At 37.8% G+C, this 19,457-nt stretch carries 21 protein-coding genes and 1 riboswitch; of the genes, 9 read left to right on the forward strand and 12 right to left on the reverse strand.

Annotated elements, in window-relative coordinates; translation table 11 throughout:
- Positions 1-3: 3 nt before the first annotated feature.
- The 11 genes from ACP3T3_RS13330 to ACP3T3_RS13380 all read right to left on the reverse strand — a co-directional run bounded on the left by ACP3T3_RS13330 (position 4) and on the right by ACP3T3_RS13380 (position 8,454).
- The gene (locus ACP3T3_RS13330; protein WP_426476334.1) at positions 4-780 is read right to left on the reverse strand and encodes a thiazole synthase; all 777 of its coding nucleotides are present in this window, start codon (positions 778-780) and stop codon (positions 4-6) included.
- Positions 777-1,391, reverse strand: a complete 615-nt coding sequence (locus ACP3T3_RS13335) for a thiamine phosphate synthase (RefSeq protein WP_426476335.1) — start codon at positions 1,389-1,391, stop codon at positions 777-779. Before ACP3T3_RS13335 ends, ACP3T3_RS13330 begins: the two co-directional genes overlap by 4 nt.
- A 5-nt stretch (positions 1,392-1,396) precedes the next feature.
- Positions 1,397-2,134 (reverse strand): hydroxymethylpyrimidine/phosphomethylpyrimidine kinase, encoded by a 738-nt coding sequence (locus ACP3T3_RS13340; RefSeq protein WP_426476336.1) that lies wholly within the window; start codon positions 2,132-2,134, stop codon positions 1,397-1,399.
- Positions 2,110-2,697: a thiamine phosphate synthase gene (locus ACP3T3_RS13345; RefSeq protein WP_426476337.1), complete on the reverse strand. Its 588-nt coding sequence runs from the start codon at positions 2,695-2,697 to the stop codon at positions 2,110-2,112. Before ACP3T3_RS13345 ends, ACP3T3_RS13340 begins: the two co-directional genes overlap by 25 nt.
- The gene (gene thiC, locus ACP3T3_RS13350) at positions 2,694-4,505 is read right to left on the reverse strand and encodes a phosphomethylpyrimidine synthase ThiC (protein WP_426476338.1); all 1,812 of its coding nucleotides are present in this window, start codon (positions 4,503-4,505) and stop codon (positions 2,694-2,696) included. Before thiC ends, ACP3T3_RS13345 begins: the two co-directional genes overlap by 4 nt.
- A gap of 23 nt (positions 4,506-4,528) precedes the next feature.
- Positions 4,529-4,735, reverse strand: coding sequence for a sulfur carrier protein ThiS (gene thiS / locus ACP3T3_RS13355; RefSeq protein WP_426476339.1), 207 nt, complete (start codon positions 4,733-4,735; stop codon positions 4,529-4,531).
- 57 nt (positions 4,736-4,792) lie between these two features.
- Positions 4,793-4,889: riboswitch (TPP riboswitch) on the reverse strand.
- A gap of 102 nt (positions 4,890-4,991) precedes the next feature.
- Positions 4,992-5,834: a hypothetical protein gene (locus ACP3T3_RS13360; RefSeq protein WP_426476340.1), complete on the reverse strand. Its 843-nt coding sequence runs from the start codon at positions 5,832-5,834 to the stop codon at positions 4,992-4,994.
- A 22-nt stretch (positions 5,835-5,856) separates the two neighbouring features.
- The gene (locus tag ACP3T3_RS13365) at positions 5,857-6,534 is read right to left on the reverse strand and encodes an RluA family pseudouridine synthase (RefSeq protein WP_426476341.1); all 678 of its coding nucleotides are present in this window, start codon (positions 6,532-6,534) and stop codon (positions 5,857-5,859) included.
- 11 nt (positions 6,535-6,545) lie between these two features.
- Positions 6,546-6,860 carry a hypothetical protein gene (locus ACP3T3_RS13370; protein WP_426476342.1) on the reverse strand — a complete coding sequence of 105 codons (315 nt, stop codon included), beginning with the start codon at positions 6,858-6,860 and terminating at the stop codon, positions 6,546-6,548.
- A gap of 3 nt (positions 6,861-6,863) precedes the next feature.
- Complete coding sequence (gene panB / locus ACP3T3_RS13375; protein ID WP_110009902.1) at positions 6,864-7,679, reverse strand: 3-methyl-2-oxobutanoate hydroxymethyltransferase; 816 nt, start codon at positions 7,677-7,679, stop codon at positions 6,864-6,866.
- Between the two features lie 61 nt (positions 7,680-7,740).
- Positions 7,741-8,454: a Crp/Fnr family transcriptional regulator gene (locus ACP3T3_RS13380; protein ID WP_230032601.1), complete on the reverse strand. Its 714-nt coding sequence runs from the start codon at positions 8,452-8,454 to the stop codon at positions 7,741-7,743.
- Between the two features lie 88 nt (positions 8,455-8,542).
- On the opposite strand from ACP3T3_RS13380, the gene ACP3T3_RS13385 reads away from it, so the two are divergent.
- The 9 genes from ACP3T3_RS13385 to ACP3T3_RS13425 all read left to right on the forward strand — a co-directional run bounded on the left by ACP3T3_RS13385 (position 8,543) and on the right by ACP3T3_RS13425 (position 18,124).
- Complete coding sequence (locus ACP3T3_RS13385; protein WP_426476343.1) at positions 8,543-10,921, forward strand: heavy metal translocating P-type ATPase; 2,379 nt, start codon at positions 8,543-8,545, stop codon at positions 10,919-10,921.
- A gap of 109 nt (positions 10,922-11,030) precedes the next feature.
- Positions 11,031-11,243 carry a cbb3-type cytochrome oxidase assembly protein CcoS gene (gene ccoS, locus ACP3T3_RS13390; RefSeq protein WP_426476344.1) on the forward strand — a complete coding sequence of 71 codons (213 nt, stop codon included), beginning with the start codon at positions 11,031-11,033 and terminating at the stop codon, positions 11,241-11,243.
- Between the two features lie 21 nt (positions 11,244-11,264).
- A complete protein-coding gene (ccoN, locus tag ACP3T3_RS13395) occupies positions 11,265-13,526 on the forward strand; it encodes a cytochrome-c oxidase, cbb3-type subunit I (RefSeq protein WP_426476345.1) in 2,262 nt (753 codons plus the stop codon).
- Between the two features lie 21 nt (positions 13,527-13,547).
- Positions 13,548-13,748, forward strand: a complete 201-nt coding sequence (locus tag ACP3T3_RS13400) for a cbb3-type cytochrome oxidase subunit 3 (protein ID WP_047381685.1) — start codon at positions 13,548-13,550, stop codon at positions 13,746-13,748.
- A gap of 10 nt (positions 13,749-13,758) precedes the next feature.
- Complete coding sequence (locus ACP3T3_RS13405; protein ID WP_426476346.1) at positions 13,759-14,640, forward strand: cbb3-type cytochrome c oxidase N-terminal domain-containing protein; 882 nt, start codon at positions 13,759-13,761, stop codon at positions 14,638-14,640.
- 94 nt (positions 14,641-14,734) lie between these two features.
- Complete coding sequence (gene ccoG, locus ACP3T3_RS13410; RefSeq protein ID WP_426476347.1) at positions 14,735-16,189, forward strand: cytochrome c oxidase accessory protein CcoG; 1,455 nt, start codon at positions 14,735-14,737, stop codon at positions 16,187-16,189.
- Between the two features lie 10 nt (positions 16,190-16,199).
- A complete protein-coding gene (locus ACP3T3_RS13415) occupies positions 16,200-16,652 on the forward strand; it encodes a FixH family protein (protein ID WP_426476348.1) in 453 nt (150 codons plus the stop codon).
- The gene (locus ACP3T3_RS13420; protein WP_426476349.1) at positions 16,643-17,368 is read left to right on the forward strand and encodes a sulfite exporter TauE/SafE family protein; all 726 of its coding nucleotides are present in this window, start codon (positions 16,643-16,645) and stop codon (positions 17,366-17,368) included. Before ACP3T3_RS13415 ends, ACP3T3_RS13420 begins: the two co-directional genes overlap by 10 nt.
- Positions 17,369-17,386: 18 nt before the next feature.
- Entirely contained in the window at positions 17,387-18,124 is a 738-nt protein-coding gene (locus ACP3T3_RS13425) for a hypothetical protein (protein ID WP_426476350.1), read from the forward strand.
- Between the two features lie 55 nt (positions 18,125-18,179).
- Here ACP3T3_RS13425 and serS read toward each other — a convergent pair whose 3' ends face one another.
- Positions 18,180-19,448, reverse strand: a complete 1,269-nt coding sequence (gene serS / locus ACP3T3_RS13430; RefSeq protein ID WP_426476351.1) for a serine--tRNA ligase — start codon at positions 19,446-19,448, stop codon at positions 18,180-18,182.
- Positions 19,449-19,457 lie beyond the last annotated feature (9 nt).

Below are 19,457 nucleotides of genomic sequence, written 5' to 3' on the forward strand. Positions count from 1 at the left end.
GGGTTATTCAAATAAAAACGAAGTGAGCGGACTTGAAGCTTCGGCATGGTTGGCTATTGCTCCCAATCCTGACTCAAAGGCTCTTCTTCCGGCAATCACCCCTTCTTTAAAAGCTAAAGCCATATTCAGTGGATTTCCGGCAACGGCAATGGCTGTATTCACCAACACCGCATCTGCTCCCATTTCCATTGCTTTTGCAGCATCTGACGGCGCTCCGATTCCGGCATCTACCACGACAGGAACATTACTCTGGCTGATGATTATTGCCAGAAAGTCCTGTGTTCTTAATCCTTTATTGGTTCCAATAGGTGCTCCCAAAGGCATTACCACAGCTGTTCCGGCATCTTCAAGACGTTTACATAAAACAGGATCGGCATGAATGTAAGGCATCACCACAAATCCCAGTTTGGCAAGTTCTTCAGTTGCATATAAAGTTTCAATAGGATCTGGTAACAAATATTTCGGATCCGGATGAATTTCCAGTTTTACCCAGTTTGTTTCCAATGCTTCTCTGGCTAATTGTGCGGCCAATACTGCTTCTTTGGCGGTTCTGGCTCCGGAAGTATTGGGCAGAAGATGAACGTTGGTTTCTTTTAATGAATCAAGTAAATCATCTTCATTAGATTGGGCATCAATTCTTTTAAGAGCCATCGTTACCATATTGGTTTCTGATGCGATGACAGATTGTACCATATCTCTCATACTCCCGAATTTTCCTGTTCCTAAAAACAGTCTTGATTCAAAAGTTGTTCCTGCGATTTCTAATTTCTGATTGTTCATATCATTACTTTTTTTAGTTCGTTAATAATGGACGGCTGCTTTGTAATCAATCCTGATATGGCAACACCATAAATTCCGATCTCCTGTAACGGCAAAATATCTTCAAGGCCAACACTTCCGATTGCAAATATTTTAGGAATGTCAATTGATTGCTCGCTTAACCCATCTATGATTTTCTGATATCCTTCAAACCCAAGAACAGGACTTAATTTTTCTTTGGTTGTGGTAAATCTCAATGGCCCCAAACCGATATAATCACAAGATTCATTGATTCTCTGTATGACATCTGAAAGAGTATTCGCTGTTCCACCAATGATTTTATTTTCACCTAAGATTAATCTTGCTTCTTCGATAGCGCTGTCGTTTAATCCTAAATGAACACCATCTGCATCTATTTCTTTGGCTATTTGTACATAATCATTGATGATACAAACCGACTGATATTCTGAACAAAGTTGTTTTGAAACTTCACAGAGGTTGATTAATTCGTTTTCAGGAGCATTTTTCCATCTTACCTGCACCCATTTGATTCCGTTGTCAAGGGCTTTTCGGATATGAAATTCCTGTTCCTGAATTGTGTTTCCCTGTGATATGTATTGTAATTTTTCCATATTTTCTATGAATGCATTCCCAGTAAAGAGGGATTGCTTTTTAAAAATTTTTCGATGTATAATTTACCATTCCGGCAGGCAGACTCCATAACTTCACCTTTGGCGAGTTCTGCTGTAATGGCTGATGATAAGACACAGCCCGAACCATGTTTAGGAAAGTATTCTTCATTATGGCTGTTGGGTTGTAAAACAATTGCTTTTTCTTTTTCAACTAAAACATCCGTTCCTAAATGATCTTTTCTATGTCCTCCTTTGATCAGCAATGAGCATTTATTGGAATCCGGTAAAAGATTATTTTCCTTTAAAACACTGTACTCATTATAATTAGGTGTAATTAAACTCAACTTATTAATTGTATTTTTCAATTGAGGAAGTGTTTCAAGATCAAAAAAATTGAATTCTGAAGTGCTTTTCAGAACGGGATCCCAAACTATTTTTACTTCAGGATCGTTACTCTTTACCATTTTTATAATTTCATCCAGAAATGCTGCATCTTTTACAATTCCGATTTTCACTGCTGTAACCGGGTAATTTTCCATCAACACCTGAATTGCTTTTGTCACTTCATCCAATTGTCGCCATTCTAAGCTCAGACATTTGGAAGCTGTTTGCAATGTCAAGGCTGTACACACTCCCAGTCCCATGACTTTCGATTGTTCAAAGGTTTTACTATCTGATAACAAGCCTGCTCCACCACTGGGATCGAAGCCTGCAATACTTATGACATAAGGACGTTCCTGCATTTTCTGAATACTTTTAAGGGTTTTTCGCTTCCCCAGATGGCACCTAATAAAGCGGCTCCATCTGCTTCTGCTTCGAAAACTTCATGAATATTATCCTGATTAATTCCTCCAAGGGCTATCAATTTTACATACGGATTGTTCCGGTGTTTTATTTCTTCCTGAATGGTTGAATTTAATCCATAACCTTTCTTTGATATACTTGGAAAGAACGGGCTTATGAATGCATATTCCCATTCTTTATCCAACGTATTGTATGTTGTGATATCATGTACTGAAGTTGAAATCGTATTTTCTTCCACAAAAGGTTTATATATTTTCTCTCTCCGATCAATTTCCCTGAAATGAAATCTTGAAATAGTAAATTCCTTTCCAAGATCGTAATGTGTATGCAGTACCAACTGTGAATGAAAACATTCATCAATCTGAGTAATAAATTCAAACATTTCATTACGGCTGAGCCATGGTTTGCGGATATGAAGCAGATCAAGTCCTTCCTGAAACATCTGATTAATAGTATCAGTTTCTTTCGGAACAATCAATTCAGGGGTGATTACAAGGATCATATATAAATTTCTTTCCCTTTTTCGATGAATTCCTGTGATTTATCCAGCATCCCTTGTTCTGCAGATTCACGAATTTCCTGCGTAATTTTCATGGAACAGAATTTCGGTCCGCACATGGAACAGAAATGGGCAATTTTCGCTCCTTCTGCAGGAAGTGTTTCATCATGATAAGCTCTTGCTGTCTCTGGATCCAGTGAAAGGTTGAACTGATCTTCCCATCTGAATTCAAATCTGGCTTTACTTAATGCATTATCTCTGTATTGTGCTCCCGGATGACCTTTTGCTAAATCTGCTGCATGCGCTGCCAGCTTATAAGTAATTACTCCAACTTTTACATCATCTTTATTCGGAAGTCCTAAATGTTCCTTTGGTGTCACATAGCAAAGCATTGCACAGCCAAACCATCCAATCATGGCTGCCCCGATTCCTGAAGTAATGTGATCATAACCTGGTGCTATGTCTGTAGTTAAAGGACCTAAGGTATAAAATGGAGCTTCATGGCATTCTTCCAGCTGCTTTTCCATATTTTCTTTGATCATATGCATCGGAACGTGCCCCGGACCCTCAATCATTACCTGCACATTATGTTTCCATGCAATTTTTGTCAGTTCACCTAAAGTTTCCAGTTCTGCAAACTGAGCGGCATCATTGGCATCTGCAATAGATCCCGGACGAAGACCGTCTCCCAGAGAGAAAGCCACATCATACTTCTTCATGATCTCACAGATCTCCTCAAAATGAGTGTACAGGAAGCTTTCTTTATGATGGAATAAGCACCATTTCGCCATGATTGATCCACCTCTGGAAACAATTCCGGTAACTCTTTTTGCTGTTAAATGAATATATCTCAATAAAACTCCTGCGTGGATTGTAAAGTAGGAAACTCCCTGTTCTGCCTGCTCAATCAGGGTATCTCTGAAAATTTCCCATGTCAGGTCTTCCGGAACTCCTTTTACTTTTTCCAATGCCTGATAGATCGGAACAGTACCAATCGGAACCGGACTGTTTCTGATGATCCATTCTCTTGTTTCGTGAATATTCTTCCCTGTGGAAAGATCCATGATCGTATCTGCTCCCCATCGACAGGCCCATACTGCTTTCTCTACTTCCTCTTCAATAGTGGATGAAACGGCACTGTTTCCGATGTTGGCATTGATTTTCACCAGGAAATTTCTTCCGATGATCATCGGTTCACTTTCCGGATGGTTGATGTTATTGGGAATAATAGCTCTTCCGGCAGCAATTTCGTCTCTTACAAATTCCGGTGTGATCTTACTTTTCGGAGTATTGGCGCCAAAGCTATGTCCGGGATGCTGAAAAGCCATCTCTTTAGATACAGAGTCAAGCTGTTCTATTCTTTGATTTTCTCTGATCGCCACATATTCCATTTCCGGAGTGATGATTCCCTGTTTGGCATAGTAAAGCTGTGTAACTTCTTTTCCTTTCTGTGCTACTTTGGGTTTATGATCATAGGAAAACCTTAATTCATCCAGACGTGGATCTGCTAACCGGGCTTTTCCGTATTCAGAGGTAATTCCGTCCAGAATATTCACATCATTTCTGTCCAGAATCCATTGTTCTCTGATCCTTGGAAGTCCTTTCTGAATGTCAATAACTACATTTTCATCCGTATAAGGACCTGAAGTGTCGTAAATGGTTACCGGAGCATTATGTTCAAAGCCGCCATTGGTCAATTTGGTGGGGCTAAGCTGTATTTCACGCATTGCTACATTGATAGGATGTATTGTTCCTTCAATATAGATTTTCTTTGAGTTCGGAAATGGCGAACATGTAATGGAGTGAGCCATAAATTTTGGTATTAAATATGTGATTAACCGCCCTGAGTGGCAGTAATGATTAAAACTGAATCGTTGTTGTTAAGGATGGTTTCCGCCCAGACTGACAGGGGAATAATGCGATTGTTGAGCGCTACAGCGATGCCTTTTTTCTTTCCGGGCAGCTCTATAGCCAGTAGTGCTTCCAGATTTTCGGGAAGTACATCAAATATTTTTCGGGTGTGGTTGATAATAAGTTCCATTCCTAATAATTTAAATACACTTTAGGAATGGCTATTATTGTACAATAGAATGTACCGCAAAAGTCATCTACTTTTCCCTACGCTGGTATGATCCAGATCAGGTTCAAAGGGTAAAGTCTCAGTCTGTTGGTAACAGACACCCCTAAAGTTTGACGAAGTTAGACATTATTTTGAAATAAGCAAAATTGATTTTTGCTTATAATGAAAAAAGACTATCTCGATTTTGAGACAGTCTTCATTTTATTTAAATAGTTCTTTAGTAAAACAGCTTCAAGCTTCCATCAGAATTATATTGATTAGTCCAATTTGATTGGCTCAGAAAAAACTCGGAGCTATAAGGCTTATATTCTTTTGAAATCATTCTTTGAGGATTATTTTTTGATAATGAGAAATAGAAATACTCTTCAAAAACACCCAAATTCTTAAATGGATTTTGTGCAGAGTCAAAGTTATCCAATGTAATTTCATTCGTAACATAAGCATCAATATTATTATGTTTTTCAGTTTTAATTGTCTTTTCTAAATTTCCTGAGGTGTTATAAATAAACTTTTCTACGTAGGTCAAAATATAATCTTGCGGGTCAGTTGGATCGTATGGAACATTAGGATATTGAGTTAAAATCTCAATTAACTTTCCTGAAGTGTCATAAGTATAGGTCAGATACTTATCCATATATGAATTATTAACCTGTGGAATAACTACTTTAATAACTCTATCCTGATTATCAAATTCAAATTTCCTTTCATTCAATTGAACATTAAATGATGGATCTGAGCTATAACTTCCTACAACAGCCGTATTTCCTGTATACGATATTTTAGTATAAATCAGATTTGTAAATCGGTCCGGAGCTCCCGAAGCTCCTGATGACTTCAAAATTCCTCCTATTTTTTTACTAATTCTTCCCTGAGCATCATATTCGAACATATAATTTTGTTCCAATCCATTAAAGACAGGTGACAAAACAGGATAATTCCACGATATTTTACTAGTATTTTCAGTAATCGTCTGTTGTGAATTATCAATAGGCATTTCATCATTGTCTGAACAAGATGCCATAACCAGCAATATGGCTAATAAAAGTGATTTGAATTTCATGTTATAGTTTGAGATTATATATTTAGTCTTCACAAGCTCTCCAGATTGCATCATTCTGCGGAACGGGAGCTATGATTTCAATGTTTTCTTTGGTAACCGGATGAATAAACTCCAGTTTCCTTGCATGAAGATTGATTCCTCCATCCGGATTGGAACGTGGTGCGCCATATTTCAGGTCTCCTTTAATCGGAACTCCGGTTTTGGATAGCTGTGCTCTGATCTGATGATGTCTTCCGGTTTCAAGATCAATTTCCAAGAGGAGGTAATTATCCAGTGTTTTGATCACATGATAGGTAAGAATGGCTTCTTTTGCTCCTTCTGTAGCTTTTGGAAAGACGATGGCTTTATTATTTTTTTCATTTTTCTTTAAATAATGTACCAATTTCTGACTTTGGGGAATCATTTCTTTACCCACAACCGCCCAATACGTTTTTTTCACTTCACGGTTTTTCACCATCTGTGTAAGGCGGGAAAGTGCTTTGGACGTTTTTGCGTAGATCACTAAGCCAGATGTAGGCCGGTCTATACGATGAACCAAGCCGAGAAAAACATTTCCCGGCTTAGCATCTCTTATTTTTATAAAATTCTTGATGGATTCTAATAGTGATTCATCACCGGTCTTATCACCCTGAACGAGCTGGCCAACCTTTTTATTAATCACCAGAAGATGGTTGTCTTCATAGATAATCTGCTCCTTCATATTTCTTCAGTCTATCTTCTTCTATTGGATAATGACAGGATGATTCCCGCCAGAAGCCCCACTGTTTTTAAGGCTGAAAGCTTTGAATCTTCCGGAATGAATGCTCCCAGTACACAGATTGCAGCGGCCGCATACATTGCATAAACAAAGTTTTTGTTGGTAAGCAGCGGAGCCTGAATAAAGAAGCTTGCGCCTATCAGCACATAAAAAACTTTTCTTGAAAGTAAATGATTAATTTCCGGAGAGAATAGATTAAACCATCCCACAGCAAGACAAATCAGTGCTGCAATAGATAATATTCCCTGGATAGATTGTTGATTCTGCATAGATTAATAGCTTTCGTTTTCGTTTGGAAACTCTACATTCTTCACATCTTTCACATATTGAGAAACTGCTCCTGTAATTTCTGTGTAAAGGTCAAGGTATCTTCTTAAGAATTTCGGGCTGAAACCTTTGTTCATTCCTACCATATCGTGATATACCAAAACCTGTCCGTCACAATCTGCTCCAGCCCCGATTCCGATGGTAGGAATAGAAATGCTCTCAGTCACTTTTTTCGCTAAATCTGCAGGAATTTTCTCCAATACGATTGAAAAACATCCTAATTCTTCCAAAAGTTGTGCATCAGCGATCAGTTTTTCAGCTTCTGCCTCTTCTTTAGCTCTTACTTTATACGTTCCGAATTTATAAATCGACTGTGGTGTTAATCCCAAATGGCCCATGACCGGAATTCCGGCATTGATGATTTTTTTGATAGACTTGGAAATTTCTTTTCCGCCTTCAATTTTCACGGCATGCGCTCCACCTTCCTTCATCATTCTTACCGCAGACTCCAATGCTTTTTCTGGATTACTCTGATAAGTTCCGAAAGGTAAATCTGCTACTACCAAAGCTCTGTCGGTTCCTCTTACCACACTTTGAGCATGATAGATCATTTGATCCAGCGTAATAGGTAATGTAGTTTCAAAACCGGCCATTACATTCGCTGCAGAGTCTCCAATCAAAATAGCGTCTACTCCACCTGCATCTACCATCTTTGCGGTGGTAAAATCATAGGCTGTAAGCATTGTTATTTTTTCCTTGTCGAATTTCATTTTACGCAAGGTTTCAGTCGTAACTTTTTTAATTTCAGAGTGAACAGACATAATTTATCTATTTTTAAAAGTTAAAAAGTCGGCCCTGAGCCGACTTAAGTTTTTGTATGATTTATAAAACTACGTGACCGAGTTTCATGAGTTTGTCGTGATTTAAGATTTTGATATTTCTTCCGTCGACTTCAATCAGGCTATCCTGCTTGAATTCCGAAATCAGACGGATGGCGCTTTCTGTAGCCGTACCAATAATATTGGCAATTTCTTCCCTTGTCAAAGAGATCTTGATAAAACCTTCAGGATCTACTCCCAGTTTCTGTTCCAGAAGCAACAGAATTTCTGCCAGTCTTTCTCTTACCGTTTTCTGTGCAAGGAAAGTAATGGTGTTGGATGATTCTCCTAATTCGTATGAGATTTTCTGAAGCATTACAAATGACAGCTGTGGGTCTACTTCCAAAAGATACATAAAGATATCAGCAGGTAAGAAAACACATTCAATGTCCGTCATTGCTTCTGCTTTGGCCTGAAAATTTTCCCCGCAAAGCAAAGAACGATAGCCGATGATATCTCCTTCTTTGATAAATCTTAAAATCTGGTCTTTCCCGAACGCTCCTGATTTCGAAAGTTTGGCAGCACCTTTTTCCAGGACATATACTCCTTTTGGAGTTTCACCATCCTCAAAAATGGTGTCATGTTTCTGAAAACTCAGTTTCTTTTTGCCATTAATATATTTTTCAAAATCTGCGCTAGAAAGTCTTTCCTTAAATGATTTATCATTAAAAACTTTGGCGAACCTCTCTTCAATTGCTATCTGTTGTTCCTGCGGCATTTTATATGATATTTATCACAAAAATAGAACTTTTTAACACGATAAACAAAAAAAATTGTTATAATTTTGTAGTTCAATATTTTATGGGGTGAGCGAGAACTGTTTTCATTGTGGTCAAGGGATAGAAAAAGAGAGAATTTTATTTGATGAAAAGACTTTCTGTTGTAACGGATGTAAGTCTGTTTACGAAATTCTAAATTTAAATCATTTAAGCAACTTCTATGAGCTCAATAAAGGAGCGGGAATTCGTCCGGGTGATGAAAATTCTTCTCAGTTTGACTATTTGGATACTCCGGAAATCTTTGAAAAGGTCACCGATTTCTCTGAAGGAAACACCAGTCTTGTCACATTCAAAATTCCTGTAATCCACTGTTCTTCCTGTATCTGGCTATTGGAAAGCCTTCACACATTAAATAAGCATATTAAATATTCGCAGGTTAATTTTACAAGAAAGACCTTACAGATTTCATTCAATCATAACGATATGAAATTAAGCGAACTGGCTAATTTTTTAACAAATCTGGGGTACAAACCTATGATCAGTCTTGAAACGGCTGAAAAAAATGTTGACCATCTCGACAAATCTCTTCTGATAAAATTTGCCATTGCAGGTTTTGCTTTCGGAAACGGAATGTTCCTGGCATTTCCTGAATATGTAGGAGGAGAAGATTACTGGATGGAACATTATAAAGGGCTGTTCAGAACCCTGATGTTCTTATTGGCCTGTCCTGTCGTATTTTATTCTGCTTCTGATTATTACAAATCCGCATGGTACGGATTAAAAAATAAAATTGTCAATATCGATGTCCCTATTGTACTGGGAATATTTGTCCTCTTCGGAAGAAGTATCTATGAAGTAGTAACAGATTATGGTCCCGGATACTTTGACACCCTTTGCGGACTTCTTTTCTTCATGCTGATGGGAAAAATTTTCCAGAAAAGAACTTACAGTGCCCTTTCTTATGACAGGGATTACAAATCCTTCTATCCTATCGCCGTAACCAAAGTGGATTTTGAGGGGAAGCAGGAAAACATTCTTCTTTCTGCTGTAAAAGTAGGTGACAGGATTTTAGTTAGAAATCAGGAAATCATTCCGGTAGATGCTATTCTGATCAACGGAGAAGGAAATATCGACAACAGCTTCATCACAGGAGAAAGTGAAAGTATCAGCAAGCAGCCGGGTGACAAAATTTTTGCCGGAGGTAAGCAGATCGGGTCATCACTAGAACTTGAAGTTATTAAAGACGTAGATCAAAGTTATCTTACCCAGCTTTGGAACAAAGAAGCATTTAAAAAACATGAAACCGGACTTGACACACTGACAAACAGCATCAGTAAATATTTCACATTCATCATTTTAGGTATCGCTGTAGTATCTGGAATTTACTGGTCATTTATTGATTTGGAGAAAATGTTCCAGGTTATTTCTGCGATTCTGATTATTGCATGTCCTTGTGCACTTGCCTTGTCTGCACCGTTCACTTTTGGACACATTATGAGGATTTTAGGCCGAAATAAGTTCTATGTAAAAGATACTTTAACGATTGAAAAAATCGCAAAGCTTGACACCATTGTTTTTGACAAAACCGGAACCATTACCCACAGAAAAAGATCTAATATCAAATATGAAGGATCTGAAATCAGCGAATTTGATTCTTTGAATATTAAAACGTTATTAAAGAACTCCAACCATCCGCTTTCAAAGTCTCTTTATGAATTTATCGAGGTAAATGATGAGTATTTTCCGGTAGAGAAATTTGTTGAAATTTCAGGAAAGGGATATGAAGCCAGTATCAGAGGAAATCTTTATAAAATTGGTTCAGCACGTTACAACAATCAGGAACCTAAAAATCTTGAAACAGCAGTTTACATCAGCAAAAACGGCGAATATCTGGGTAAATTCATCTTTAAAAATGAATACCGTCCGAAATTGAGGGAACTGTTCACAAAATTAGCCGGTTATAAAGTATTTATCCTGAGTGGAGATAATTCCTCAGAAGAGAGCCAGCTTAAGGAGCTTATTCCCAATTACAAAGGAATGGCCTTTAACCAAAGCCCGGAAGATAAGCTGAACTACATTAAAAACCTTCAGGACCAGCACATGAAAGTTGCCATGCTTGGAGACGGACTTAATGATGCGGGAGCTTTAAAACAAAGTAACGTGGGAATAGCCATTGCCGATGACACAAACAGCTTTACACCGTCTTCCGATGTAATCATGAATGGTGACAAAGTGGTTACACTTGATCATTATCTGAACGTCTGCAAGGGCTCTATCACCATTGTGAAAATGACATTTATAATCAGTTTTCTATACAATATTGTTGGTTTAAGTTACGCTGTTACAGGACATATGCATCCGCTTTTTGCGGCCATCATTATGCCAATCAGCTCGATCACAGTAGTTACCTTTACAACACTTTCAACCTGGATTCTGGGCCGGAAATATTTCAAAAAACAGGCGTAAACGCCCTTATTTAGACTGATTTTAAATTAGATGAAATCGGCATTTCGTGATGAATGTCATTATTTTTCACTAAATTTGAACCCCGAAAATAGGTTAATTTTGTTGTCCAATGGATATTCTATATTTAATGATCCTCTGCAGTGTTTCTTTAGCTGCGATTTTCTTGGTCGTATTTATAGTGTATGCCCGAAAAGGACAGTTTGAGGATGATGAATCTCCGGCTGTCAGAATCCTTTTTGATGATGAAAAAGTCAAAGAAAATGATGAACCCGGCAACAAAAATAAAGACGAGGAAGAAATAGGAGAAAATAATAAAAATTGAGAAAAATAGTGAATAGTTGATATGGAAACACAGAAGTTTAGTTATGACAATAGTATTGTCCGTGCGTTCCTTTATGCGACCATTGTCTTTGGTCTTATAGGGTTTACGTTCGGGCTTACGGCGGCATTAATGCTTTTCTACCCCGAATTACCTGAATTCTTTTTCGGGACGGATGACACAACGATTAAAAGTTTGGCATCGGGCAATATTGAAGGGTTAATAAACACTCATGGTGCATTTGGTTTTGGTAGAATCAGAATGTTGCACACCAATACCGTAATCTTTGCATTCGTTTGTAACATTGTTTACACGGGTATTTATTACTCATTACAAAGATTATTAAAAACAAGAATGTACAGTGACACATTGTCTTGGCTACATTTCTGGACCTGGCAGTTTATGATCGTTGCTACGTTCGTTACGTTCTTTATGGGAATCAATACCTCTAAGGAATATGCTGAGCACGAGTGGCCGATCGATATTTTGATCGCATTCTCATGGATCATTTTTGGTATCAATATGTTCCTGACTATTTCTAAGAGAAGAGTGAGACACCTTTATGTAGCCATCTGGTTCTACATTGGTACCTGGATTGCAGTAGCAATGCTTCACATCTTCAACAACCTTGAAGTACCTTTATCTTTCACAGGCTGGAAATCTTATTCAGCATATGCAGGGGTAAAAGATGCTATTGTACAGTGGTGGTATGGACACAATGCGGTTGCATTCGTATTGACGACTCCGGTTCTAGGCTTAATGTATTACTTCCTTCCGAAGGCTGCAGACAGACCGGTATTCTCTTATAAATTATCCATTATTCACTTCTGGTCATTAATTTTCGTATATATCTGGGCTGGTCCTCACCACCTTCAGTATACAGCTCTTCCGGCTTGGGCTCAGGCGGTAGGAACAGGGTTCTCTATCATGCTTATTGCACCATCCTGGGGAGGTATGTTAAATGGTCTTCTTACGCTAAGAGGAGCTTGGGATAAAGTAAGAGAAAATCCTATCCTTAAGTTCTTCGTAGTAGCTGTTACCTGTTATGGTATGGCAACGTTTGAAGGACCGCTTTTGGCAACTAAAAACATCAACAAAATTGGTCACTTTACAGACTGGGTTATCGGTCACGTACACTTAGGAGCTCTTGGATGGAATGGCTTCATGGCATTCGGGGTTATCTATTATTTGGTACCCATTATGTGGAGAACAAAACTTTGGTCTGTAAAATTAGCTAACTGGCATTTCTGGTTAGGTACTTTAGGAATCATTTTCTATGCAGTTCCAATGTATATTTCAGGATTTACACAAGGATTAATGTGGAAGCAGTTCAACCCGGACGGAACCTTATTATGGAAAAACTGGTTGGATACAGTAACGGCTATTATTCCCTACTTTAAAATGAGATTCGTAGGAGGTTTATTCTATATCTCAGGATCTATCCTAATGATCGTAAACGTAATTGCTACGGTAAGAAAAGGATCATTCCAGAAAGAAGTTCCTGCTGAAGCTCCAGCATTAGCAAACATCAGCAAAAATAGAAAAGAAGGAGAAGGTACTCACCTTTGGTTAGAAAGAACTCCGGTATTATTAGGTATCTTATCTTTCATTACGATATCTATCGGTAGTTCCATTGAAATTATCCCTACACTATCTCTTAAGAAAAGTGTACCTACGATTTCAGCAGTAAAACCTTATTCACCACTTGAACTTGAGGGTAGAGATATCTATATTCGTGAAGGATGTAACGCTTGTCACTCTCAGATGATCAGACCGTTCAGAGATGAGATTACAAGATTCAACGGGAAAAACGGACAATACTCCAAGGCTGGAGAATTCGTATACGACAGACCATTCTTATGGGGTTCTAAGAGAACAGGACCGGATTTACATAGAGAAGGTGGTAAAAACCCAAGTTCTTGGCACTACAAACACATGTATAACCCAAGATCTACCTCTGCAGGTTCTATCATGCCTCGTTATCCTTGGTTAATTGCTACTGACCTAGACAGAACCAAGATGATAGACAAAATGAAGCTGATGAAGAATGTATTCGATGTACCTTATACTAAGGCTGAAATCGATTCTGCAGATCAATGGGCAAATAACCAATCAGCAAAAATTGTAAAAGATATCTTCTCTGAAGCAAATGACCTTAAGCAGGCTTATGCGAAGAGACCTCAGGGAGAATTAGAGAAAAAAGAAATTGTAGCTCTTATTTCTTATCTTCAGAGATTAGGTACAGATATCAAAACAACTGAAATCAAAACAGCAAGTAATAACTAAAAACGTTAAAAAGTTCATACTATGATTCCTCAGAACTTTAAAGATATATTATCCAATACTGAAAATGCTGGCTTCTACCAGACACTGGCTCTGATTTTCTTTATGCTGTTCTTCATCGCTTTAGTAATCTATGTTTTTAGCAGACCTAAAAAATATTACAAAGAAGAAGAAGAGGCACCTCTAGGGGATGAAGAAGATGACGATTTTAATTTAAAAAATTAAACTATTTTTTATGAAACAAAGAACACCTGTTGTTATAAACATCTTAATAATAATCGGACTTTTAATAGTTTTTTATTATTTATTTGTACAGAGCTACGCGTTCCTTTCTTCACCTTACTTCTGGGGAACTGTTGTGATCGCCGGTATCCTTGCTTATATTCATGGAGCAATTGGAGACCTTATTGAAAACAACAAATTCAAAAAATTATCTCCTGAAGAAAAGGCAGCTTATTTAGCTGAGAAAAAAGTGCCTTATTTCAAAAGGTTATACCAAAGTGCTTTCAAAAAGCAATCTGCTACTGAAGAAAAGGATATCCTTATCGACCACGGTTTCGATGGAATCATGGAGTTGGATAACCAACTGCCAAAATGGTGGGTAGGTTTATTCTATTTTGGGACCGCTTTTTGTATTGTATATATTGCAGCGTACTCTTTCACAGACTTCGCTCACCCGTTAAGCGAATATGAAAAAGAATATAAAGAACAGTTAGCCAGTATTGAAGAATATCAGAAATCTCAGCCTCCTGTAACGATTGAAACAGCTAAATACTCAGCTGATAATATCGCAGAAGGTAAAGAATTGTTCAAAACAAACTGTGCATCTTGTCACAAGGAAGACGGTAGTGGAGGTATCGGACCAAACCTTACTGATAACTACTGGATCAACCAGCCTGAGAAGACTTTATTCAAAAACGTATTCCATATGGACTGGAATGGTTCTCCTACGAACCCTGCGATGAGAGCATTCGGTAAAAACGGAGAAGTTTCAGGAGCAGAGATTGAAAAGATTGCAGCATATGTATACCACATCAATCAGGAACAACCACCAGTGACTCCGGCTCAGGGAGGAGCAGCTCCTCAAGGAACTGAAGCACATTGGGAAAAAGAATAATTTAAAAAATTAGAAACATATGAAAAAAACATAATTTGTTATTAGATAAAAATAGTAACGAATTATGTTTTTTCTTTTTTAAAACCTATTACATATGTCAGACATAGAAGAAATAGAAGTACGCGGCGGACAGGGACAGGTTCTGGACCCTGAAACTTACAGAGATTCTATAGGGACAATGGAGCAATCCGGAAAAAGAAGATGGGTATTTCCTAGAAAACCAAAAGGGAAATATACCAACTATAGAAATATTGTAAGCTATCTATTATTAGTTATTTATTTTACATTACCGTTCATCAAGATCAATGGTAACCCATTATTGATGTTCAATGTTATAGACAGGGAGTTTTTTATCTTTGGGCAGCCTTTCTATCCACAGGACTTCTTTATCCTTACTTTAGGTGCTATTGCCTCTTTAATTTTCATTATTGTTTTTACGATTGCATTCGGAAGAATTTTCTGCGGGTGGATTTGCCCTCAGACAATTTTTATGGAATCTATCTTCCGTAAAATCGAATATCTGATTGAAGGTGACAGAAATAAGCAGATGAAGCTGGACAGACAGGAGTGGAACAGTGAGAAAATCTGGAAGAGAAGCTTAAAATGGACTGTTTATATCATCATTTCACTGATCATCACTCACTTTATGTTTATGTATATCGTAGGATATGAAGAAGTGTTTAAAATTGTTGGTGAAGGACCATTTGCCCATCCTACCAATTTTATTGTGATGATTCTTCTTACCGCTGCATTTTACTTTGTATTTGCGTGGTTCAGAGAGCAGGTTTGTACATTGGTTTGTCCATACGGCAGGCTTCAGGGAGTATTGATTGATAAGGATACCATCAATGTCTTCTACGACTTCAAAAGAGGGGAAAACAGATCAAAATGGAGAAAAGGAGAAGACCGTAAAGCGGCCGGCAAAGGAGATTGTATAGACTGCCATCAGTGCGTTGTAGTGTGCCCTACCGGAATTGACATCAGAGACGGACAGCAGCTGGAATGTATCAACTGTACAGCCTGTATTGATGCCTGTGATGAAGTAATGGAAAAAGTAGGCCTGCCAAAAGGACTGATCAGATATGCTTCTGAAAACGAAATTGAAAAAGAAACCCAGTTCAAGTTTACAGGAAGAATGAAAGGATTCTCTATATTCTTATTCCTTCTTGTAGGATTCTTAGGATATCTTCTGTACAGCCGTGGCGAGATGGAAGCTAAATTCATCAAGCCGGCAGGAAGCACATTCTTTGTGAGAGATGGTAAAATTACCAATACCTATAATTATACATTCCTGAATAAAACGAATGAGAAGAAAATGGTTACCATCAAAGTAATCGACCCGGCACACGGTGAAATTACTTATAGTGCATCAAGCAAAATTCAGGTAGACAGAGATAAAATTTCTAAAGGAACCATCAATATCAGCTTCCCGGAAAATGAAATGAAACTCTCTAAACAAAATATCACGATTGGTGTTTATGATATGAAAGGCAAACTGATTGATTCATATCAGACTTATTTTGAAGGACCATTCAAACTGCAATTTTAATTAGAAAAAAATGAAGAACTTTAGTTGGGGACACGGTGTTGTAATTGCATTACTTGCATTCATAGTTTTTATATTATCCATGATGTTTCTTTTTCCGAACGGGCAGAAGAACTCTGAAATGGTAACAGATAATTATTACGAAGAGGAGTTGAAGTACCAGGATGTGATTGATGCGAAGAAAAAAGCAGATGAATTACAGGAAAAACCTGTATACAGCCAGGATTCCAAAGGAATTAAAATTACTTTTCCAAAAGATTATAATAACTCAAATACTACGGTAAAATTTGTTTTAAACAGAACCGACGACCAGAATTTAGATATCAAAAAATCTGTACAGCTTGATGCCAGCCAGTCTTTCACAATACCAGCACAGGTATTGAAAGTAGGAAACTACACATTAAGATTAAGTTGGACAAAAGATAAAGCAGACTACCGAATGGATTATGATGTGATATGGAAATAGGACTTATTGTATCGGCTATTGCTTTGGGCTTTGCTTCCGGTTTCCATTGTATCGGGATGTGCGGACCTATTGCGTTGTCGATGGGATTAACCAAAAAACAGGCTGCCAATTTTTACCTTCAGAACCTTACCTATCAATTCGGAAGAATTTTTACCTATTCATTATTGGGTGCACTTCTCGGTGTTATCGGACAGGGATTTGAAATGGCAGGATTTCAAAAATATCTTACCATTACTGCCGGCGTTCTTCTGATCATTATGGCTGTATTTTCATTTGGCGGAAAAGATTTTGCTTCAAAAATTCCTTTTCTCTCTAAATTTCTGTACAGCGTAAAAATGAATCTGGGAAAATTACTTCAGAAAGCAGATTACCGTTCAAGATTTACAACAGGCCTGTTAAATGGCTTTTTACCGTGTGGAATGGTTTATATGGCTCTTACCGCCAGCCTTGCAGGAGGAGGAATATGGCAGGGAGCTTTATATATGACTTTATTTGGCCTGGGAACGCTTCCGTTCATGTTCGCCATAGTTCTGGCCGGAAATCTGATGAGTCAGGCCTTTAGGGTAAAAGTTTTAAAAGCTGTTCCTGTGATCATGATTATTTTGGGAGGATTATTTATTCTGAGAGGTCTTGGGCTGGGAATTCCGTATGTTTCTCCAAAAGCAGAAGCGATGACCATTATTAAAAATTCAAACGAAGCCGTTAACTGCCATTAAACTGCATTTACATACACCATGAAGAAAACCATTGTCTTATTGCTGATAAGTCTTTTTATGCTGCAATCCTGCAGTATTAATTCTGAAATTGTCTATCATAAAGATGCCGCTTCCACTTCTGTCACCGATATCGATACAAGAGAATTCATGGCAGAAATGATGGCCATGACGCCGGACTCGTTAAAGCAGAAAGAATTTGGAGATATGGATAAACTTCCTGCAAGCTGGACAAGTATGTATGATCTTGCAAAAAAGGAAGGAAAACTTAAAACCGAAAATCCGGATTCAATCAGAATCATGAAAAAGATTTTCATGAAATCAACAAAAGAAGATCATAAACTGGCCGCACTTTCTTTTAAAATGGAACATTTTCTTCCGGAAGATTATCAGGCTCTGAAAAGTTTTACAAAAACTGAGAAATTGCCACTGGATCAGAATATTTATAACAACTGGGATGGAAAAACCCTGACGATTAATACGGATAATTTTAATCTTAAAAGTATTGAAGAAGCTATCCGCTCCAAAAGCTCAAAGGAAGAAACTGAAAAAACAGCAGGCATGATGATCATGTTTTTCAAAAAGATAGGTACTACATTACAATTTGAAAATAAAATACAATCCATTTCAGGGAAACACGACTGGCTGAAACAGATTGATGATCATTCAGTAAGAATAGAATACGACCTGAAAGCTATCTACGATAATGATACAAAACTCAAAAACGCCGATAAAAAAATTATCATTGTTACAGAATAAAGCAAAACCACCGCAATCCGGTGGTTTTTTTTATATACTAAATCAAAAGATTTATTTAGTTGATCACATCAAATCTCGCATATTCTGCAACCTTCTTAGGAAGTTTGATTCCTTCTGCAGTCTGGTTATTTTCAAGCAATGCTGCCATAATTCTTGGTAATGCCATTGCTGAACCGTTCAAAGTGTGAACCAGCTGAGATTTACCATCACCTTTATAACGGCACTTCAATCTGTTAGCCTGGAACGTTTCAAAATTTGATACAGAGCTTACTTCCAGCCACATTTCCTGAGCGGCACTCCATACTTCAAAGTCATATGTCATTGCTGATGCAAAACCTGTATCACCCCCGCAAAGTCTTAATACCCTGAAAGGAAGTTCAAGATCTGTAAGTATTTCTTTGATATGCTCTACCATTTCTTCCAGAACAGCATAAGAATTTTCTGGTTTTTCAATTCTTACGATTTCTACTTTTTCAAACTGGTGAAGACGGTTCAATCCTCTTACATGAGCCCCGTAGCTTCCCGCTTCTCTTCTGTAGCACTGTGAGAATGCCGTATTTTTAATCGGAAGATCTTTTTCGTCAAGCAATACGTCACGGTAAAGGTTCGTCACAGGAACTTCAGCCGTAGGAATAAGATATAGTTTATCTTCGTTGATATAATACATCTGTCCTTCTTTATCCGGCAGCTGTCCGGTTCCAAAACCTGAGGCTTCATTCACAACGTGGGGAGGGTTCACTTCTGTATACCCTTTTTCTACGTTTTTGTCTAAGAAATACTGAACAAGAGCTCTCTGTAATCTTGCTCCTTTCCCTAAATAAACAGGAAAACCAGCACCGGCAATTTTTACTCCCAGTTCAAAATCGATAAGATTATATTTCTTTGCCAGCTCCCAGTGAGGAATTGCTCCTTCACCAAGACCTTCTACAGGATGAGACTGGAAAATAATTTCGTTGTCATCAGCAGAAGCACCACTTTTTACCAATTCATTAGGAATATTTGGAAGCTGGTAAAGGATATTCACTAAGTCATTTTCCTTAATTTCCAGCTGGGATTTCAATTCTGAGCTCGACTCTTTGTATTGTGCTGTTTTAGATTTTGCTGATTCCGCCTCTTCTTTTTTTCCTTCTTTCATCAAAAGTCCGATCTCTTTCGAAATTTTGTTGATTTCGGAAAGCTGGGAATCTAGTTCAAACTGGATTCTTTTTCTTTCGTCGTCGGCAGCGATAGCCTCGTCTACCAACTCAAGATTTTTGAATTGTCTTTTCTTAAGACCTTCTAAAACGCGTTCTTTGTTGTCGCGCAGAAAATTGACTTGTAACATTTTATTTAG

Origin of the sequence: Chryseobacterium sp. CBSDS_008 (genome assembly GCF_049959325.1) — a bacterium.
Taxonomy (GTDB): domain Bacteria; phylum Bacteroidota; class Bacteroidia; order Flavobacteriales; family Weeksellaceae; genus Chryseobacterium.

What these genes read in the sequence shown, in the direction of transcription:
- ACP3T3_RS13330 (WP_426476334.1), bottom strand. Translation starts at nt 780, where the DNA reads ATGAACAATCAGAAATTAGAAATCGCAGGAACAACTTTTGAATCAAGA.
- ACP3T3_RS13335 (WP_426476335.1), bottom strand. Translation starts at nt 1,391, where the DNA reads ATGGAAAAATTACAATACATATCACAGGGAAACACAATTCAGGAACAG.
- ACP3T3_RS13340 (WP_426476336.1), bottom strand. Translation starts at nt 2,134, where the DNA reads ATGCAGGAACGTCCTTATGTCATAAGTATTGCAGGCTTCGATCCCAGT.
- ACP3T3_RS13345 (WP_426476337.1), bottom strand. Translation starts at nt 2,697, where the DNA reads ATGATCCTTGTAATCACCCCTGAATTGATTGTTCCGAAAGAAACTGAT.
- thiC (WP_426476338.1), bottom strand. Translation starts at nt 4,505, where the DNA reads ATGGCTCACTCCATTACATGTTCGCCATTTCCGAACTCAAAGAAAATC.
- thiS (WP_426476339.1), bottom strand. Translation starts at nt 4,735, where the DNA reads ATGGAACTTATTATCAACCACACCCGAAAAATATTTGATGTACTTCCC.
- ACP3T3_RS13360 (WP_426476340.1), bottom strand. Translation starts at nt 5,834, where the DNA reads ATGAAATTCAAATCACTTTTATTAGCCATATTGCTGGTTATGGCATCT.
- ACP3T3_RS13365 (WP_426476341.1), bottom strand. Translation starts at nt 6,534, where the DNA reads ATGAAGGAGCAGATTATCTATGAAGACAACCATCTTCTGGTGATTAAT.
- ACP3T3_RS13370 (WP_426476342.1), bottom strand. Translation starts at nt 6,860, where the DNA reads ATGCAGAATCAACAATCTATCCAGGGAATATTATCTATTGCAGCACTG.
- panB (WP_110009902.1), bottom strand. Translation starts at nt 7,679, where the DNA reads ATGTCTGTTCACTCTGAAATTAAAAAAGTTACGACTGAAACCTTGCGT.
- ACP3T3_RS13380 (WP_230032601.1), bottom strand. Translation starts at nt 8,454, where the DNA reads ATGCCGCAGGAACAACAGATAGCAATTGAAGAGAGGTTCGCCAAAGTT.
- ccoS (WP_426476344.1), top strand. Translation starts at nt 11,031, where the DNA reads ATGGATATTCTATATTTAATGATCCTCTGCAGTGTTTCTTTAGCTGCG.
- ccoN (WP_426476345.1), top strand. Translation starts at nt 11,265, where the DNA reads ATGGAAACACAGAAGTTTAGTTATGACAATAGTATTGTCCGTGCGTTC.
- ACP3T3_RS13400 (WP_047381685.1), top strand. Translation starts at nt 13,548, where the DNA reads ATGATTCCTCAGAACTTTAAAGATATATTATCCAATACTGAAAATGCT.
- ACP3T3_RS13405 (WP_426476346.1), top strand. Translation starts at nt 13,759, where the DNA reads ATGAAACAAAGAACACCTGTTGTTATAAACATCTTAATAATAATCGGA.
- ccoG (WP_426476347.1), top strand. Translation starts at nt 14,735, where the DNA reads ATGTCAGACATAGAAGAAATAGAAGTACGCGGCGGACAGGGACAGGTT.
- ACP3T3_RS13415 (WP_426476348.1), top strand. Translation starts at nt 16,200, where the DNA reads ATGAAGAACTTTAGTTGGGGACACGGTGTTGTAATTGCATTACTTGCA.
- ACP3T3_RS13420 (WP_426476349.1), top strand. Translation starts at nt 16,643, where the DNA reads ATGGAAATAGGACTTATTGTATCGGCTATTGCTTTGGGCTTTGCTTCC.
- ACP3T3_RS13425 (WP_426476350.1), top strand. Translation starts at nt 17,387, where the DNA reads ATGAAGAAAACCATTGTCTTATTGCTGATAAGTCTTTTTATGCTGCAA.
- serS (WP_426476351.1), bottom strand. Translation starts at nt 19,448, where the DNA reads ATGTTACAAGTCAATTTTCTGCGCGACAACAAAGAACGCGTTTTAGAA.